A 16775-nucleotide genomic window follows, 5' to 3' on the forward strand; every position below is an offset into this window, starting at 1 on the left:
CGGGGAAATGCCCATGAATCATTACAACACCCTCGAACTGCACACCGACCCACGCGGCTTTGCCACCCTGTGGCTCAGCCGCGAGTCAAAGAACAACGCGTTCAACGCCGAGATGATCCGCGAGTTGATTCTTGCCTTGGACGAGGTCGGCAACGACCCGACCCTGCGCTTCCTGTTGCTCCGTGGCCGCGGCAAACACTTCAGCGCCGGCGCCGACCTGGCCTGGATGCAACAGTCCGCCGAACTCGATTACCACACCAACCTCGACGACGCCCGGGAACTGGCGGAGCTGATGTACAACCTCGCCAAACTGAAGATTCCTACATTGGCTGTCGTCCAAGGTGCCGCGTTTGGCGGTGCACTGGGCCTGATCAGTGCCTGCGACATGGCCATCGGCGCCGACGAAGCGCAGTTTTGCCTGTCTGAAGTGCGGATTGGCCTAGCGCCTGCGGTGATCAGCCCGTTCGTGGTGCAGGCCATTGGCGAACGCGCGGCGCGACGCTACGCCCTGACTGCGGAGCGCTTCGGCGGACAACGTGCGAAAGAGATTGGATTGCTGTCGGAAAGTTACCCGGTCGGGGCGTTGGACGATCAACTCCAGCACTGGATCGACAATTTGCTGCTCAACAGTCCGGCGGCCATGCGCGCCAGCAAGGAACTGCTCCGTGAGGTCGGCAACGGTGCACTCACCCCGGCGTTGCGGCGCTACACCGAGAACGCCATCGCCCGGATACGCGTCAGCCCCGAAGGCCAGGAGGGCTTGCGAGCTTTCCTGCAAAAACGGCCGCCGAACTGGCAAGCCGAATCAGACAACAAGGAGCCGCGTCGATGAGCGCCCCTGCCCTTACCTCTCTACTGGTGGCCAACCGCGGTGAAATCGCTTGCCGCGTCATGCGCACCGCCAAGGCCATGGGCCTGGCCACCGTCGCCGTGCACAGCGCCACGGACCGTAATGCGCGTCATTGCCGTGAAGCCGATATCTGCGTCGACCTGGGCGGCAGCAAGGCCGCCGACAGTTATCTGCAAATCGACAAATTGATCGCCGCGGCCCAGGCCAGCGGTGCCCAGGCGATTCATCCTGGCTACGGTTTCCTTTCCGAGAACGCAGGGTTCGCCAGGGCCATCGAAAAAGCCGGGCTGATCTTTCTGGGTCCTCCCGCCTCGGCCATCGACGCCATGGGCAGCAAATCCGCCGCCAAGGCCTTGATGGAAACCGCTGGCGTGCCGTTGGTGCCCGGCTACCACGGTGAAGCCCAGGATCTGGAAACCTTCCGCGCCGCCGCCGAACGCATCGGCTACCCGGTGTTGCTCAAGGCAACCGCGGGTGGCGGCGGCAAAGGCATGAAAGTCGTGGAAGACGTCAGCCAACTGGCCGAAGCCTTGGCTTCGGCGCAGCGTGAGGCGCAATCGTCGTTCGGCGATGCGCGCATGCTGGTGGAGAAATACCTGCTCAAGCCACGCCACGTGGAAATCCAGGTATTTGCCGACCAACACGGCAATTGCCTGTACCTCAACGAGCGCGATTGCTCGATCCAGCGTCGCCATCAGAAGGTCGTCGAGGAGGCGCCTGCGCCCGGCCTCAGCCCGCAATTGCGCCAGGCCATGGGCGAAGCCGCCGTGCGTGCGGCCCAGGCGATCGGCTATGTCGGCGCGGGCACGGTGGAGTTTTTGCTGGACGCGCGGGGTGAGTTTTTCTTCATGGAAATGAACACCCGGCTGCAGGTCGAGCATCCGGTCACTGAAGCGATCACCGGACTGGACCTGGTCGCCTGGCAGATCCGCGTCGCCCTCGGCGAGCCGCTGCCCATCACGCAAGAGCAAGTACCGCTGCGGGGACATGCCATCGAAGTACGGCTCTATGCCGAAGACCCGGCCAATGATTTTCTCCCCGCCACCGGGCGCCTGGCGTTGTATCGCGAATCCGCTGCAGGCGAAGGGCGGCGGGTCGACAGCGGCGTTGAAGAAGATGACGAGATTTCGTCTTTCTACGACCCGATGCTTGGCAAGCTGATCGCTTGGGGCGAGAACCGCGAGCAGGCCCGTTTGCGCCTGTTGGCGATGCTCGACGAGTTCGCCATCGGCGGTCTGAAGACCAATATCGGATTCCTTCGGCGCATCGTCGGTCACCCGGCGTTTGCCGCGGCGGAACTGGACACTGGATTTATCCCGCGTTACCAGGCGCAACTGCTGCCCGAGCCAGGCGAATTGGATGACGACTTCTGGCACGCGGCCGCCCAGGCCTTCGCCCTGAGCCTCCCGCCGCACGTCCGCGCCGATGACGCGAATTCTCCCTGGAGCAACACCGGTGGGCTGCGCCTCGGACTGCCACGGGAAACCGCCCTGCATCTGAGCTGTGAAGGTCAGGATCGCGCGGTGACGTTGGACAGTGCCACCCTTTGCGCCGAACTCAAGGGGGAGCATTTGGTGATCGAGCGTAATGGCGTTCGTTGCGGCCACCGCGTGCTTCGCCAGGGCGACAGCCTCTACCTGCAATGGCAGGGTGATCTGCATCGCGTCGAGTCATACGACCCGTTGGCCGCCGCCGAGGCCAGTCACAACCCTCATGGCAGCCTGGTTGCGCCCATGAACGGCAGTATCGTGCGGGTGTTGGTAAGTGCCGGCCAGACGGTGGAAGCCGGCGCACAACTCGTTGTGCTGGAGGCGATGAAAATGGAGCACAGCATCCGTGCGCCCAAGGCCGGCGTGGTCACGGCGTTGTATTGCCACGAAGGTGAGATGGTCAGCGAGGGCAGCGTGCTGGTGGCGCTGGAAGAATAGGCATCGGCCCGTTGTCCGGGCCGATCCGGTTCAGAACCTGATGGTTGCTTGCACGACCACGCCGATGATTCGGCATTGCTCGGTGTACAAGCTTTTCGGGTAAGTAGGATTGAGCGGAACCAGGTATTGCCGGCCGCTCTCTTCAATCAGTTTGCGAAAAGTCGCATCGCTGCTGCCAGGCAGTTGGGCGATCACCAGCTTACCGGGCACCGCCTCGATCGCCGGATCAACCAGGATCGACATTCCCTCCGGAATACTGAGCCCACTCGGCGCGGTCATCGCATCCCCCACCACCACCAGCCAGAACGCATCTCCCTGGGCGTGGTAGTCCGTCAACTCATAGCGCGACGGTCCGTAGTCAGCGAGATCGCCTTCACGAACGGTGCCGATGTCGTGCCATTCGCTGATCGGATAGCGGAAGTACGGGTTGTACTTCTGCGCCAGGGCCATGCCCTCGTCCGTGGAGGTGTCCGGCTCGCGGATCACCATGGCCACCTCGAGAAACTCGAGCCCCAGTTCCTTCAGCACCCGGTTCATGTCTTCAAGACTGGGCTGCCGGCGCTTGGTCAGCCAATGGCCGATACCGCCCTGTGACATCCCCAAACGCTCTGCAAGCACCACTTGCGTGATGTGCAGCTCCTTCATCTTGGCCTTGACCAACTCTATCCATTTATCCATGAGCGGCACGATACGTGGATGACCACGCCCATCAAAACACAAATTGTAGTATTTAAATTGTCGTCACAATTACGCTGCGTACTAAGCTGGGAGCACAGGATTTCACATCACACGGAGTCACTCGACAAATGGACACGCCCAACAAACACGAACCCGTCACTTCCCTGGACCCGGCTTTCCCATCGTTTCAGGATTGCCCGGCGGCCCAACGCGCCTTGGATTACTACTTGAAACCAAGTGTTGCAACAACCCAGGCCGAGCAGCGCTTTTTCGACGTGAACCGTAACATCAGCGGCGAAGAAGCCTTGGTCCACGCTTGCGACCTGCTGCGCTGCGCCGCGGCCACTGCCCACGAATCTGCCAATCGACTGAACGGTTCGAACCGTGACCTGGCATTTTCTGTGGTGCACATGATTGATCTGGTCAAGGTCATGCTGGACCGATCCCTTGACGGGTACCCTACTCGCTAGGCGTTGCGCGCGGAATGGCGCCACGAATGCGGCCCACGGGAAAAAATTTTCCAATCGATGCGATAAAATCATTTGACTTGCAAATGATAATGATTATTATTGCAACAACTGATCGCGAGATCAGTCGATAGGCCAGAAGACCTTAGGTCGGACTTCTGGCATATCTCCTCATCAGGCTAATCACGGTTTTTGACCCGGCTTTTTGCCGGGTCTTTTTTTGCCGATTTTTCGGCTTATGGCTTCAGGCTAATGAAGTCTTTTGGAGGGTGTTGATCTCAATGTTGGCGATGATAGCAAATGCCCATCCGCCTGCAAAAGTCCCTGCGCCCTCCCGCTGACAAACCCGCGACAGGCAGCACTTGAGAATCGGCCAGCGAGACTCTACTCTGCTTCTGCGTCCAGGGAGGGCGCCCCCTCTTGTCATCGATGCAAATCGTCCCGGTTTCCCCTGCCTTGAGTGTAAAGTAACGGCACAAAAATCCTCTGCAGGAACCGTGACCGTGGCTAAATCCTCCTTCGATATCAGCGCCAGTTTTGACAGCGGCAACATTGAAGTCGTAGACATCAGCAACCCTCTGCAATCGCTGCTGAAGATTCGGCCTGACACCCGCAGCGCGCATTTCCAGTGGTTCCACTTCAAGGCCAGCGGCTTGCACGTCGGCCAGGAATATTCCTTTCGCCTGCTCAATGCCAGCCAGTCCTCCTATAACAAGGCCTGGACCGGCTATCAGGCTGTCGCGTCCTACGACCACGTCAACTGGTTCCGTATTCCTACGCAATTCGAAGGCGATGCCCTGCGCTTTCATCTGGAAGCCGAACAGCCTCACGCGTGGTTCGCCTATTTCGAACCCTACAGCCGGGGCCGTCACGATTGGCTGATCGAGCAAGCGCAACACAAGGCCGGTACCGAACTGCTGGCCACCGGCAAAAGCGTCGAAGGCCGTGACATTCCCTTGCTGCGCAAGGGCAGCGGTGCCGAGGGGCGCCGAAAGATCTGGATCATTGCGCAGCAGCATCCCGGCGAGCACATGGCCGAATGGTTCATGGAGGGGGTCATCGAACGCCTCCAGCACCAGGACGATACACAACTGAACCGATTGCTCGCCAAGGCCGACCTGTACCTGGTGCCCAACATGAATCCGGACGGTGCGTTCCACGGGCATCTGCGCACGAACGCGATGGGACAGGACCTGAACCGGGCTTGGCAGAATGCCAACCCGGAAATCAGCCCTGAGGTATTTTTCGTACAGCAGCAGATGGAAAAATATGGCGTCGACCTGTTCCTCGACATTCACGGCGATGAAGAAATCCCCCACGTCTTCACCGCCGGTTGCGAAGGCAATCCGGGGTATACGCCACGGATCGCCGATCTCGAAGAGCGTTTTCGCAGCCACCTCAAGCACCAGACCAAGGACTTCCAGACGACCTACGGCTACACACGTGACGAACCAGGCCAGGCCAACATGACCCTGGCCTGCAACGCCGTCGGCCAGAAATACGACTGCCTGTCCCTGACCCTGGAAATGCCATTCAAGGACCATAACGACCATCCGAACCCCCACACTGGCTGGTCCGGCAAACGTTCGATGCAACTGGGCAAGGATGTCTTGAGCACCATTGAGGCGATGGTCGACGAGTTGCGCTGAGGTCACTCAAACACCCGGCCCCTGTGGCGAGGGCGCTCGCTCCCGCTCGGTTCTGTAGGCGCTGGCGAAGCCTCGGGCCGCGTTCGGACGATCCTTTGATCTTGATCCTGCGCCCCGGAATCAATGGGCAGCGCAAAGATCGCAGCCTCGCTTCGCTCGTCAACTCCTACAGGGCCGAGCGGGAGCCAGCGCCCTCGCCACGGGTCGCAGGTTCACAGGATCAACGCTCGCCCCGCAACATACTGTCCAACACCTCATCCCGGCGCACCCACCCGTGGAACAGCGCCGCAGCCAGATGCACCAGTACCGTCAGGAAGAGCAGATAGGCCAGGTAGCCATGGGCCTTGCGCAGCAGTGCAAAGGCCTGGGCATCTGCCGGCAGGATGGAAGGCAAGCGAAGCGACTCGCTGAGCATCACCGGGTCGCCCGCCGCCGAAATCATGCTCCAGCCCAACAATGGCAAGACCACCATCAAGGCGTACAACAAGACGTGCGAGGCTTTGGCCGCCAATGCCTGCCAGCCCGGCAGGTCGGCCGGCAATGGCGGTGTTCGCGTGGTAAAGCGCACCACCAGCCGGACAATCACCAGCAACAGGATCGCAATGCCCAAGGGCTTGTGCAGTTGGAGCAACCATTCATGGCGCTCGGACACTGAGGCAACCATGCCTGCGCCGATGAACAGCATGGCGATGATCATCAAGGCCATCAGCCAATGCAGCAGCCGAGCCAACGGTGCGAAATGTCGAGGCGCGTTCATTGGCGAGACTCCTGGGTGGCAGGCAATTGGCTGACTTCGCTGGTGCGTCGCAAATAAGAACTGGCATAGGCCGCCGAGCGCGCGGCCAGCAGCGGATCATCGGAGCCTTCGATACCACTGGGCAGGATCAGCGGGTCGTAGTTGATGTCACGGCATTCGCCATTGTCCTGAGCCTGGGTGCTCTCCAGGACCAAGGTACCGGCGTTGATCACCTTGCGGTCGCTGGGCCAGGCCTTGCTGGCGTCGTTGACCGGATCGCCCGGGTTGGCCAAGGTGAGGTCCAGCCGCCAGCGCAAGGGGCCGGCCGCCAGGCGTTTGCCCAGGTCCTGTTCAAGAAAATCGGCGCCTTGGGCTGGGGTCGCGTCCGCCGCGTCCTGGCTCATCGGCACCATACCCCAGCGCACGGCCTGGCGTTGCCCGGCAGGATTGACCAGATAGAAGGCATTGATCCCGTTGTAGGTTTCGGTGGCGTAGCTGGCCGATGGCTTGGCCGTCTTGATCCATTGCAGGAACGGCATCGCCTCGGGATGCGCGGCAAAAAATGCCGGCACGGCCGCAGGGTTCGGCTTGCCCGTGGTCGGATCCGGCGATTGAGCCTGCTGAAACTGGTAGAACGCCTCGGGCGTCCCCACCGGGAACACCGGCATGCTGTTCATGCCTGTGCGCCATTGCTGTCCGTTGGCCTGGGTGAAGCGCAATGCCAGGCTTCGGATCGGCACACTGCCGTCCGGTGCGTAAGGGTTGCCGCTGGGCAGCGCGAAACGCCCAACCACCGGCGTCCGCGCATCGTTGAACACCTGTGCGCTGGAGTAGGCGCGCGCCTCGCCGCTGCTTTCAAAGTAACCGGCCACGCAGACACCTTTGGAGTGATTGCGCCGGAAACCGGCATGGACTCCGTTGTTTGTTTCCAGGACATTGACCAACGCTTTCGGCGTCAGGCGTTGTGGGTCAAGGGTACCATTGACGTAGGCAAATGCTCCGGCCAGCGCCGCAACGACGACGGCAATGCCCGTCAGGCGCAATGTCAGGCTGGCGGCGCTCAGCGGCGGCCGACGTTCAGGAGAAGGGTCAACCATAGGAGACTCCGAGGCACAGGGCCATTTGTGGAAAGGACCCGTCAGACGAAAGCACGATGGGTTTATTCCCTCGCGTCGTATTTATTTTTCCTACGCTGGAATAATCTCGTTCCAGGATCGTCTTTCCAGTCACAAGCAGCGACGGACCCACGAAGCCATGCCCCCATGAACGAACTCGACGACCAGTTGCGCCTGCTCATCCCGCGGCTTAGACGTTTTGCCGTGTCGCTGACGCGCAATCCCAGCAATGCCGATGACCTGGTTCAGGCCTGCCTGGAACGGGCCTTGTCGAAATGGAACGACAAACGCCCGGAGGGCGATCTGCGGGCCTGGCTGTTTTCAATCCTTTACCGGCAATTTCTCGACGCCCATCGCCGTTCCCGGCGGTACGCGCGCATGCTGGAATTCTTCACCGGGCGCGACGATGCACACCCGTCCGCCGAGCGCAGCGTCATTGCCCAATCATCCCTCCAGGCTTTCGATCAACTGCCTGCCGAACAGCGCGCGCTGCTGCTGTGGGTATCGGTTGAAGGCCTGAGCTACCAGCAAGTCGCCGACATCCTGGGCATCCCGACCGGTACCGTGATGTCGCGCCTGTCCCGCGCGCGCCAGGCGTTGCGTCAACTCAGCGAAGGCGAAATCGCCCGCCCTGCCCTGCGAATACTCAAATGATCAGCATGCCCCCCAGCGACAACGATCTGCACGCCTACGTCGATCACCAACTGAGCGAAGCCGACCGGCGCCAGGTGGAAACCTACCTGGCCAGCCACCCCGCCGTCGCCAAGCGTGTACGAGCCTGGCAGCAGGACGCGCAGCATTTGCGCGCTACCCTGAGCGCAACCTTGCAGCAACCGCTTAATCCCAGCCTCGACCCGACCGTCATCCGTCAACGCATGAAACATCGTACGCGCCGCCATCTCGCCAGCGCAGCGGTCTTGATGCTGGCCGTCGGTGTCGGTGGATTGGGCGGCTGGCAGGCCCGGCAAATGACCCTGCTCAGCGCAGCAGCGCCCATGGCTGACGCGTTGCAGGCGTACCGACTGATTGCCCAGCAAGGCGTGCTCCCGGCCGATTACCAGACGGGCGACGAACACGGCATGCAAGGCTGGCTCGACCGCTACTTCACCCAGGCCGACCGTTTGCCGGACCTCTCGGCGGCGGGCTTCAAGCCGGTCAGCGGACGATTGCTCAGCACTGAACAAGGCGCGGCGGCGATGGTGGTCTATCAGGATCCGAGCGGCCAGAAGATCAGCTTCTATATTCGCCCACCGGGTCCAAGGAATTTCCTGCTGCCCCGTGGCAGTCGGCGCGATGGCGAATTGCAAGCCGAGTATTGGTCCGGGCCTGGGTACAACTATGCGATGGTCATTCCGAGCGATACGCCGACGGCGCAGAAGCTCAAGCAGACCTTGAATTTCTGACCACCATTATCCCCTGTGGGAGCGAGCTTGCTCCGGGCGGCGATCCGACGATAGCGGTGGTTCAGTTGGAAGTGATCTGGCTGACACACCGCTATCGCGAGCAAGCTCGCTCCCACAGCGTGACAAAAGTCCGGAAGACTTCATTCACCCCTGCCTGAACACCTGCGAAGGCCTGCGCAACAGCGGGTCGAACGGATTGATCCGCGGTCCGATCAACGTGGCTTCGCGCTTGAGCATTTCCACCACGGTCGGCAGGCGATCCGGCCCGAGCCGGTCGCTGATCGTCGCCACGCTCAAGGCCGCCACGGCCCGCCCTTCACGATCGAGGATGGGCACCGCCACCCCGGCCATGCCCTGCAACACTCCAGTGTTGCGCCCGGCATAGCCCAGCGTGCGAACGTTCTCCACTTCGGTGCGCAGGAAGACTTCATCGTAGAGATGAAAATCCTTGAGTCGCGGCAAGTTGTATTGAATCACCGTGTCGCGCTCCTCCTCCGGCAGGAACGCCAGGATCGCCAGGCTGCCCTGTCCCACGCCCAAGGCCACTCGACCGCCGATATCACCGGTGAAGGTGCGGATCGGAAACGGACCTTCACTGCGGTCCAGGCAGATCGCATCGAAGCCGCAACGGGCCAGCAAGAATAGCGAATCCCCCAGGGACGCCGACAACCGCAACATCGCAGGCCTGGCCAGTTCCCGCAGGTTGCCGGTATTGCCAGCGCGAGCGGCCAGGGCGAAGAAATCCAGGCTCAGGCGATAGCGTTTGCTACGCGCATCCTGCTCGACCATGCCTTCGTCCATCAGGTTGCGCAGCAAGCGGTGCGTGGTGGGCTGGGACAGGCCGATGCGCTGGGCCAGTTGCGTGACACGCTCGCCCCCTTCAGCGGTCTCGCCCAGGCTGCGCAGCACGGCAAACAACCGGGAGACCGAGCCAACCCCTACTTCGTTCTTTTCAGTATTCCGCTCAATGGAATCAGGCATAAAATTTTTTACTCAGTTATTTACTCACCGAATGAAACTGAAAATAGTCATCGCTTCAGTGAAATAGTCCATTGAGCCCATCCTATTCTTCGTCCTACTCTGCGTCCATCAGGGGCGATTCGAACAACAGCGGCAGCCGACCAGAAATCGAGCGCCAACGCACCCCGCGACATCCTTTCGTATCTGCCCATACAAAAAAGCGCGCCTCGCGGCGACGCATAACAATCTCAGGTGGAGCGCAGTCATGGCTTTCGTGCAACTTGAAGACTTGAGCAAACGTTATGGTGACCTGGACGCCGTGGTCGCCACCAACCTCTCGGTGGAGAAAGGCGAATTCGTCTCCTTGCTGGGGCCGTCCGGTTGCGGCAAGACCACCACCCTGCAAATGATCGCCGGCTTCGTCGAGGCCAGCAGCGGCCGCATCCTGCTCGATGGGCGCGACATCACCCACGCCAAGCCCGCCAGTCGCGGCCTGGGCGTGGTGTTCCAGAGTTACGCGCTGTTTCCCCACATGACCGTCAAGGACAACATCGCCTTCGGCTTGCGCATGCGCAAAGTGCCCAGCGTCGAGCTGCAGTCACGGGTCGATCGCGTGCTCAAGCTGGTGCGCCTGGACCGGCACGCCGAGCGTTACCCACGAGAGCTTTCAGGCGGCCAGCGCCAGCGCGTCGCGTTGGCCCGGGCGCTGGTAATCGAACCGCCGGTGCTGTTGCTCGACGAGCCGCTGTCCAACCTCGACGCCAACCTGCGCGAAGAAATGCAGTTCGAAATCCGTCGTATCCAGCGCGAAGTCGGCATCACCACGCTGATGGTGACCCACGACCAGTCCGAGGCGCTGTCGATCAGCGATCGGGTCGTGGTCATGCAGGCCGGCCGTATTACCCAGATCGACGCGCCCTACACCCTTTACGAACACCCGCGCACCGAGTTCATTTCCAGCTTCGTCGGCAAGGCCAACCTGCTGCCCGGCGAACGTGACAGCGCCGGAATCGTGCAAGCCAGCAGCGCCGGCAAAGGCGAACTGACCCTGAGCCTGCGCCCGGAAAAAATCGACCTGTGCGCCCCCGGCTCGGGACGGCTGCAAGGCACCGTCACCAACCGTTTCTTCCTCGGCAGCCAGTGGCTGTATGGCGTCTCCACCCGTCTGGGCGAGCTCAGCGTGGTACGGCGCAACGACGGCTCGGCGCCCCTGGCCGAAGGCACCGCCGTGGGCCTGGACTGGGACCCGGCGCTGCTGCGGGTGCTGAGCGTGGATGAGGTGCCGGCATGAAGCTGATCGAAGCCATGAAGCGCGGCCGCCAAGGCTATTGGATGTCGGCCCCGGCCCTGGCCTTGTACCTGGGTCTGCTGGTGATTCCCCTCGGCCTGACGCTGGTGCTGTCGTTCAACGTCTTCGACTACGGCTCGGGCATCAACAGCGACGCCTACACCTTCGAGCACTACGCCAGCCTGCTGGGCGACCCGTACTTCTACGAAATTTTCCTGCGCACCTTCTGGATCAGCGCCCTGACCACGTTGCTGTGCGTGGTGATCGGCGTACCCGAGGCCTACATCCTCAGCCGCATGGGCGCGCCGTGGCGTTCGATCTTCCTGATCCTGATCCTCACGCCGTTGCTGATTTCGGTGGTGGTGCGAGCGTTCGGCTGGAGCCTGCTGCTCGGCGCCGATGGGCTGGTCAACCAGACGCTGCAAGCCCTCGGCGGCTCGCCGATGAAGTTGCTCTACACCCCGTTTGCAGTGGTCATTGCCCTGGTGCACGTGATGCTGCCGTTCATGATCATTCCGGTGTGGACCTCGCTGCAAAAACTCGATCCGGCCGCCGAACAGGCCGCCCTTTCCCTGGGTGCGAGCCAGTTCACGGTGATCCGCAAGGTGGTGCTGCCGCAGATCATGCCGGGCGTGCTGTCCGGCACGCTGATCGTGTTCGGCCTCGCCGCCAGTTCGTTCGCCATCCCCGGCCTGCTCGGCGGCCGGCGCTTGAAAATGGTCGCCACGCTGATCTACGACCAATACCTGTCTGAACTCAACTGGCCCATGGGCGCAGCCATTGCCGTCGCGCTGTTGCTGCTCAACCTGCTGATCATGCTGTCGTGGAACCGCATGATCGAAGGCCGCTACAAGAAGTCATTGGGGTAATTGTTGATGTCCAGGAACGGTCCTTTCGCCCTGTTGTTCCATGCCTTGGTGGTGGTGTTCATGCTGGCGCCGCTGATGGTGGTCTGCCTGGTCGCCTTCACGCCGGAGAACACCTTGAGCCTGCCCACCACGGCGTTTTCCCTGCGCTGGTTCCGTGCCGTGTTCGAGCGCGCGGACTTTATCGACGCGTTCTACAACAGCCTGATCCTGGCGTTCAGCGCGGCCTCGCTGGCGACGCTGATCGCGGTGCCGGCGGCGTTGGCAATCACCCGGCTGGAATTTCCTGGCCGGGATTTTTTCAACGGTCTGTTCCTGTCGCCGATCATCATTCCGCACCTCGTGCTGGGCGTCGCGCTGCTGCGGCTGTTCGCGCTGATGGGGGTGAATGGCAACTTCAGCTGGCTGATCTTCGCCCATGTGCTGGTGATCACGCCGTATGTGCTGCGGCTGGTACTGGCCTCGGCCATCGGCCTGGATCGCAGCGCCGAGCAGGCTGCGCAGTCATTGGGGGCCGGTCGTTTCACCCTGTTCCGACAGATCACCTTGCCGATGATCTTGCCCGGCGTTGCCGGAGGCTGGTTGCTGGCGTTCATCAACAGTTTCGATGAAGTCACGCTGTCGATTTTTGTCACCTCGCCGGCCACCCAAACCCTGCCGGTACGCATGTACGTCTACGCCACCGAATCCATCGACCCGATGATGGCGGCGGTGTCGGCGCTGGTCATTGCGCTCACCGCGCTGACCATGATTCTGCTCGACCGGGTCTATGGCCTGGATCGGGTCCTGGTAGGCAAACAATGAGGGCGCCATGGCTCTGCTGAAACGACTGGCCGAAAACGACCGCCCGGCCCTGGACTTCCTGCTCGACGGCGAACCCGCCAGCGGATCGCTCGGCGACACCGTGCTCACCGCTATCCTGACCTGCAGCGACCACCTGCGCGGCAGTGATTTCAGCGCCGAGCCCCGCGCCGGCTTCTGCCTGATGGGCGCCTGCCAGGATTGCTGGGTGCGACTGGGCGACGGCCGCCGCGTGCGCGCCTGCTCGACGATGCTCGAAGCCGGCCAGCAGATCAGCCGCGAACCGGGGCGGCAGGTATGAAGGGCTTTGACAGGTATGGCCCCATCGCGAGCAAGCTCGCTCCCATAGGGGAACTGCGGTGCACGCGCAATCGGCATCCGCAACAGGTCCCATGTGGGAGCGAGCTTGCTCGCGAAGGCGGCCTCGACAGCAGCGAAAATCCGCTGCCGGTGAGGTTGCCATGAAACCCATCGTCATCATCGGCGCCGGCCCCGCCGGTATCCGCGCTGCGCAAACCTTGGTCACCCATGGCCTCTATCCGGTCCTGCTGGACGAAGCTGCGCGCGGTGGCGGACAGATTTACCGGCGCCAGCCCGCGAACTTCACCCGCCCGTCGAACACCCTGTATGGCTTCGAAGCAGCCAAGGCCAACGCCGTCCACCAGACTCTGGATGAGTTGCGCAAGCAGCTCGATTACCGTCCCGACACGCTGGTCTGGAACGCCGAAGCCGGTCAGTTGGATACCCTGCATGAGGGCCGCGCCGCTCGCCTGGAGTACGCCAGCGTAATCGTCGCAACGGGCGCCACGGACCGGATCCTGCCGGTTCCTGGCTGGACGCTTCCCGGTGTGTACAGCCTGGGCGCGGCGCAAATCGCCCTGAAGTTCCAAGGCTGCGCCATCGGCGAGCGAGTGGTGTTCGCGGGCAGCGGGCCATTGCTGTATCTGGTGGCGTACCAATACGCCAAGGCCGGCGCCAACGTCCTCGCCGTACTCGACAGCTCGCCCTTGAGCGCGCAGATCCGCGCCCTGCCCGGCCTGCTGGCGCAACCGGCCACGCTCGCCAAGGGGCTTTATTACCGCGCCTGGCTGACGACTCATGGAATCCCGGTACATCAAGGTGCCAGCCTTGCGCGCATCGAGGGCGAGCGCCGGGTGCAGTCGTTGAAATGGCGCAACAAAAGAATCGAGCGCACCCTCGATTGTGATGCAGTGGCCTTTGCCCATGGCCTGCGCAGCGAAACCCAACTGGCCGATCTGCTGGGCTGCGAATTTGCCTGGAGCCCGCTCAACCGCGCCTGGCTACCGCGCCGCGACAGCGCCGGTCGCAGCCGTTCGGCCGGGGTCTACCTGGCCGGCGACGGCGCCGGGATCATGGGCGCCGATGCCGCCGAGATGGCCGGTGAACGGGCGGCCCTGGCGCTGCTCGAAGACCTCGGCTACCGAGTCGACCCGCAACGTTGCGCCCAGCTGGAACAGTCCCTCGAGCGCATCGGCCATTTCCGCCAGGGCCTGGAGCGGGCCTTTGCCTTTCCCGAAGATTGGGCGAGCCGCGCGAGCGACGACTTGATGATTTGCCGCTGCGAAGAAGTCAGCGTCGGCGACATCCGCCAGGTCGTCCGGGAAGGCCATTGGGAAATCAACCGGGTCAAGGCCCATTGCCGGGTCGGCATGGGCCGCTGCCAGGGGCGGATGTGCGGTGCCGCGGCGGCGGAAATCATCGCCTATGAAAGCGGCCGCACCGTCCGGGAAATCGGCCGCTTGCGGGCACAGGCACCGGTCAAGCCCGTGCCGTTTGGCCTGGAGATCGAGCCATGATCGAAGTCGATGCAGTCATCGTCGGCGGCGGCATCGTCGGCGCCTCGGCGGCGTTGTTCCTGAGCAAGGCTGGGCGTCGGGTGGCGCTGTTGGAGCGAGACTTCTGTGGCTCGCATTCCAGCGGCGTGAATTACGGCGGCGTGCGACGCCAGGGCCGTCCGTTGTCGCAACTGCCGCTGTCGCAACGGGCGCATGAGATCTGGGGGCAATTGCCGCAATTGATCGGCATCGACGGCGAGTATCAGCGCAGCGGCCATTTGAAGCTGGCCCGCAGCCTCGATGACTTGCGTTCGTTGCAGGATTACGCCACCAGCAGCCAGGGCTTTGGCCTCGATTTGCAGCTGCTGGATCGCGACGAATTGCGCAGGCGATTTCCCTGGGTCGGCAGCGTCGCGGTCGGCGCCTCGTTGTGCCCGGACGACGGCCATGCCAACCCACGGCTGGTCTCGCCGGCCTTTGCCCAGGCGGCCCGCAGGCACGGTGCGCAGGTGCACGAACAATGCCCGGTCAGCCAGGTCACGCACGACGGCCAGCACTTTGCCGTGCGCACCGAGACGAGCCTTGAGTTTCGTGCACCGTGGCTGCTGAACTGCGCCGGCGCCTGGGCGAGCCGCTTCGCCGCGCAGTTCGGCGAAGCCGTGCCGATGCACGCCGGGCACCCGGCGATGCTGGTCACCGAACCCCTGCCCGTGGTGATGGACGCCAGCACCGGCGTCGAAGGCGGCGGTATCTATGCCCGGCAGGTCGCCCGGGGCAATTGCGTATTGGGCGGCGGCCAGGGTTTCGCGCTGGACGAAGCCCGCGCCCGGCCCGGCCAGAACGCGGTCATCGAGATCCTGCGACAGGCCGTCGAACTCTACCCGTTCCTGGAGGGCGCCCAGGCGATCCGTACCTGGAGCGGCACCGAAGGCTACCTGCCCGATCGCCAACCGGTGATCGGCCCCAGCAGCACCCAACCCGGCCTGTTGCATGCGTTCGGCTTTGCCGGCGCGGGCTTCCAGATCGGTCCTGCGGTGGGCCAGGCGCTCACCGAGATCATCTGCAGCGGGGCGTCGTCCACGCCGCTGGATGCGTTTTCCATCACCCGGTTCCACTCCATCTCCGTTGCTTGATAGAGGAAGGTCGCGCCAATGAATAACGTCAAACGCAGTGCACTGTTTGGTTTCTGCTCGCTGGGTTCCGCTTGCCTGGGCGCCCTGCTCCCGGTCACCCAGGCGTTGGCCGAGCCGACGCTTTATCTGGGCATGAACGGCGGCACCATGGAGCGGTTGTACGCCGACAAGGTCTTGCCGGCCTTCGAGAAAGCCAACAACGTCAAGGTGGTGATCGTGCCGGGCACTTCGGCCGACATCCTCGCCAAGGTCCAGGCCAGCAAGGGCAACCCGCAGATGCACGTGATGTTCCTGGACGACGGCATCATGTACCGCGCCATCGCCATGGGGTTGTGCGAAAAATTGCAAGACAGCGCGCCGTTGGCGCAGATTCCGGCCAAGGGGCGCATCAAGGACCAGGCCGTCGCCGTCAGCCTCGGCGTCACCGGGCTGGCCTACAACACGCGGCTGTTCAAGGAAAAAGGCTGGAACACGCCGACGTCGTGGATGGACCTGGCCGACCCGCGATTCAAGGACAAAGTGGTGTTCCAATCCATGGCCTCGTCCACCTTCGGCCTGCACGGTTTCCTGATGTTCAACCGGATCCAGGGCGGCAGCGAAACCGATGTCGAACCGGGCTTCAAGGCGTGGCCGAACACGGTCGGGCGTAACGTGCTGGAGTACATCCCCAGCTCGGCGAAAATCTCCGAAATGTTGCAGACGGATGAAGCGGCACTGTTCCCGCTGACGCCGACCCAAGTCACCGCGTTGAAACTCAAGGGCATGCCGGTCGAATACGCGCAACCGAAGGAAGGCGCGGTGGTGCTGAACGTCGCCGAATGTGCCGTCGCGCAGAACAGCGAACCCGAACTCGCACAGAAACTCGCCGCGTTCCTGTTGACGCCCGAAGCCCAGGCCATTGCCCTCGAAGAAGGCGACCAGATCCCGTCCAACCCCAACACGCCGACCACCGACAAGACCCGCGGGCAGGTGGAAGCAATGAAAAAATACCTGGAAACCGCGATTGCGGTGGATTGGGATCAGGTCAACGAACAACGTCCGGCCTGGAACGCGCGGTGGAACCGCAGCATCGAGCGCTAAAACGCGCTTTGCGGGTTATCATTGG

Annotated in this window: 17 protein-coding genes; 13 read left to right on the forward strand and 4 right to left on the reverse strand. The window is 62.7% G+C overall.

Annotated features, from left to right (window positions below; genetic code table 11):
* Positions 1 to 13 precede the first annotated feature (13 nt).
* The gene (locus tag M8Q45_RS14905) at positions 14 to 832 is read left to right on the forward strand and encodes a gamma-carboxygeranoyl-CoA hydratase (RefSeq protein ID WP_249875375.1); all 819 of its coding nucleotides are present in this window, start codon (positions 14 to 16) and stop codon (positions 830 to 832) included.
* A complete protein-coding gene (locus M8Q45_RS14910) occupies positions 829 to 2778 on the forward strand; it encodes an acetyl/propionyl/methylcrotonyl-CoA carboxylase subunit alpha (RefSeq protein ID WP_249875376.1) in 1950 nt (649 codons plus the stop codon). Before M8Q45_RS14905 ends, M8Q45_RS14910 begins: the two co-directional genes overlap by 4 nt.
* A gap of 30 nt (positions 2779 to 2808) precedes the next feature.
* On the opposite strand, the gene M8Q45_RS14915 is transcribed toward M8Q45_RS14910, so the two are convergent.
* Positions 2809 to 3456, reverse strand: coding sequence for a LexA family protein (locus M8Q45_RS14915; RefSeq protein WP_249875377.1), 648 nt, complete (start codon positions 3454 to 3456; stop codon positions 2809 to 2811).
* A 128-nt stretch (positions 3457 to 3584) separates the two neighbouring features.
* On the opposite strand from M8Q45_RS14915, the gene M8Q45_RS14920 reads away from it, so the two are divergent.
* On the forward strand, positions 3585 to 3926 hold the full coding sequence (locus M8Q45_RS14920) for a DUF6124 family protein (RefSeq protein WP_249875378.1): 342 nt from the start codon (positions 3585 to 3587) through the stop codon (positions 3924 to 3926).
* Between the two features lie 494 nt (positions 3927 to 4420).
* Entirely contained in the window at positions 4421 to 5572 is a 1152-nt protein-coding gene (locus tag M8Q45_RS14925) for a M14 family metallopeptidase (RefSeq protein WP_249875379.1), read from the forward strand.
* 220 nt (positions 5573 to 5792) lie between these two features.
* Here the strand turns inward: M8Q45_RS14925 and M8Q45_RS14930 are convergent, their stop codons facing one another.
* Together M8Q45_RS14930 and M8Q45_RS14935 are read right to left on the reverse strand one after the other, a co-directional pair.
* Positions 5793 to 6329, reverse strand: a complete 537-nt coding sequence (locus tag M8Q45_RS14930; RefSeq protein WP_249875380.1) for a cytochrome b — start codon at positions 6327 to 6329, stop codon at positions 5793 to 5795.
* Entirely contained in the window at positions 6326 to 7405 is a 1080-nt protein-coding gene (locus M8Q45_RS14935) for a catalase family peroxidase (protein WP_249875381.1), read from the reverse strand. The genes M8Q45_RS14930 and M8Q45_RS14935 overlap by 4 nt, the downstream gene beginning before the upstream one ends.
* Before the next feature lie 165 nt (positions 7406 to 7570).
* Between M8Q45_RS14935 and M8Q45_RS14940 the strand changes: the two genes are divergently transcribed.
* Positions 7571 to 8077 (forward strand): sigma-70 family RNA polymerase sigma factor, encoded by a 507-nt coding sequence (locus tag M8Q45_RS14940; RefSeq protein ID WP_249875382.1) that lies wholly within the window; start codon positions 7571 to 7573, stop codon positions 8075 to 8077.
* On the forward strand, positions 8074 to 8826 hold the full coding sequence (locus M8Q45_RS14945) for an anti-sigma factor family protein (protein WP_249875383.1): 753 nt from the start codon (positions 8074 to 8076) through the stop codon (positions 8824 to 8826). The genes M8Q45_RS14940 and M8Q45_RS14945 overlap by 4 nt, the downstream gene beginning before the upstream one ends.
* Positions 8827 to 8970: 144 nt before the next feature.
* Here the strand turns inward: M8Q45_RS14945 and M8Q45_RS14950 are convergent, their stop codons facing one another.
* Positions 8971 to 9807 (reverse strand): IclR family transcriptional regulator, encoded by an 837-nt coding sequence (locus tag M8Q45_RS14950; RefSeq protein WP_249875384.1) that lies wholly within the window; start codon positions 9805 to 9807, stop codon positions 8971 to 8973.
* 244 nt (positions 9808 to 10051) lie between these two features.
* Here M8Q45_RS14950 and M8Q45_RS14955 point away from each other — a divergent pair, with 244 nt between their 5' ends.
* From M8Q45_RS14955 to M8Q45_RS14985, 7 genes are all read left to right on the forward strand, one after another.
* Positions 10052 to 11077, forward strand: a complete 1026-nt coding sequence (locus M8Q45_RS14955; protein WP_249875385.1) for an ABC transporter ATP-binding protein — start codon at positions 10052 to 10054, stop codon at positions 11075 to 11077.
* On the forward strand, positions 11074 to 11943 hold the full coding sequence (locus tag M8Q45_RS14960; protein WP_249875386.1) for an ABC transporter permease: 870 nt from the start codon (positions 11074 to 11076) through the stop codon (positions 11941 to 11943). The genes M8Q45_RS14955 and M8Q45_RS14960 overlap by 4 nt, the downstream gene beginning before the upstream one ends.
* A gap of 6 nt (positions 11944 to 11949) precedes the next feature.
* Positions 11950 to 12744 carry an ABC transporter permease gene (locus M8Q45_RS14965; protein WP_249875387.1) on the forward strand — a complete coding sequence of 265 codons (795 nt, stop codon included), beginning with the start codon at positions 11950 to 11952 and terminating at the stop codon, positions 12742 to 12744.
* Between the two features lie 7 nt (positions 12745 to 12751).
* Complete coding sequence (locus M8Q45_RS14970; RefSeq protein ID WP_249875388.1) at positions 12752 to 13042, forward strand: (2Fe-2S)-binding protein; 291 nt, start codon at positions 12752 to 12754, stop codon at positions 13040 to 13042.
* Positions 13043 to 13202: 160 nt separating this feature from the next.
* Positions 13203 to 14558 carry an FAD/NAD(P)-dependent oxidoreductase gene (locus M8Q45_RS14975; RefSeq protein ID WP_249875389.1) on the forward strand — a complete coding sequence of 452 codons (1356 nt, stop codon included), beginning with the start codon at positions 13203 to 13205 and terminating at the stop codon, positions 14556 to 14558.
* On the forward strand, positions 14555 to 15670 hold the full coding sequence (locus M8Q45_RS14980; RefSeq protein WP_249875390.1) for an NAD(P)/FAD-dependent oxidoreductase: 1116 nt from the start codon (positions 14555 to 14557) through the stop codon (positions 15668 to 15670). The genes M8Q45_RS14975 and M8Q45_RS14980 overlap by 4 nt, the downstream gene beginning before the upstream one ends.
* Positions 15671 to 15688: 18 nt before the next feature.
* Positions 15689 to 16750: an ABC transporter substrate-binding protein gene (locus tag M8Q45_RS14985; protein ID WP_249875391.1), complete on the forward strand. Its 1062-nt coding sequence runs from the start codon at positions 15689 to 15691 to the stop codon at positions 16748 to 16750.
* The last annotated feature ends 25 nt before the right edge of the window (positions 16751 to 16775 follow it).

Source organism: Pseudomonas sp. T1.Ur, from assembly GCF_023516725.1.
Lineage (GTDB): Bacteria > Pseudomonadota > Gammaproteobacteria > Pseudomonadales > Pseudomonadaceae > Aquipseudomonas > Aquipseudomonas alvandae.

Bases quoted from the DNA above. Each gene is read 5' to 3' on its own strand.
- M8Q45_RS14905 (WP_249875375.1), top strand. From the start codon at position 14: ATGAATCATTACAACACCCTCGAACTGCACACCGACCCACGCGGCTTT.
- M8Q45_RS14910 (WP_249875376.1), top strand. From the start codon at position 829: ATGAGCGCCCCTGCCCTTACCTCTCTACTGGTGGCCAACCGCGGTGAA.
- M8Q45_RS14915 (WP_249875377.1), bottom strand. From the start codon at position 3,456: ATGGATAAATGGATAGAGTTGGTCAAGGCCAAGATGAAGGAGCTGCAC.
- M8Q45_RS14920 (WP_249875378.1), top strand. From the start codon at position 3,585: ATGGACACGCCCAACAAACACGAACCCGTCACTTCCCTGGACCCGGCT.
- M8Q45_RS14930 (WP_249875380.1), bottom strand. From the start codon at position 6,329: ATGAACGCGCCTCGACATTTCGCACCGTTGGCTCGGCTGCTGCATTGG.
- M8Q45_RS14935 (WP_249875381.1), bottom strand. From the start codon at position 7,405: ATGGTTGACCCTTCTCCTGAACGTCGGCCGCCGCTGAGCGCCGCCAGC.
- M8Q45_RS14940 (WP_249875382.1), top strand. From the start codon at position 7,571: ATGAACGAACTCGACGACCAGTTGCGCCTGCTCATCCCGCGGCTTAGA.
- M8Q45_RS14945 (WP_249875383.1), top strand. From the start codon at position 8,074: ATGATCAGCATGCCCCCCAGCGACAACGATCTGCACGCCTACGTCGAT.
- M8Q45_RS14950 (WP_249875384.1), bottom strand. From the start codon at position 9,807: ATGCCTGATTCCATTGAGCGGAATACTGAAAAGAACGAAGTAGGGGTT.
- M8Q45_RS14955 (WP_249875385.1), top strand. From the start codon at position 10,052: ATGGCTTTCGTGCAACTTGAAGACTTGAGCAAACGTTATGGTGACCTG.
- M8Q45_RS14960 (WP_249875386.1), top strand. From the start codon at position 11,074: ATGAAGCTGATCGAAGCCATGAAGCGCGGCCGCCAAGGCTATTGGATG.
- M8Q45_RS14965 (WP_249875387.1), top strand. From the start codon at position 11,950: ATGTCCAGGAACGGTCCTTTCGCCCTGTTGTTCCATGCCTTGGTGGTG.
- M8Q45_RS14970 (WP_249875388.1), top strand. From the start codon at position 12,752: ATGGCTCTGCTGAAACGACTGGCCGAAAACGACCGCCCGGCCCTGGAC.
- M8Q45_RS14975 (WP_249875389.1), top strand. From the start codon at position 13,203: ATGAAACCCATCGTCATCATCGGCGCCGGCCCCGCCGGTATCCGCGCT.
- M8Q45_RS14980 (WP_249875390.1), top strand. From the start codon at position 14,555: ATGATCGAAGTCGATGCAGTCATCGTCGGCGGCGGCATCGTCGGCGCC.
- M8Q45_RS14985 (WP_249875391.1), top strand. From the start codon at position 15,689: ATGAATAACGTCAAACGCAGTGCACTGTTTGGTTTCTGCTCGCTGGGT.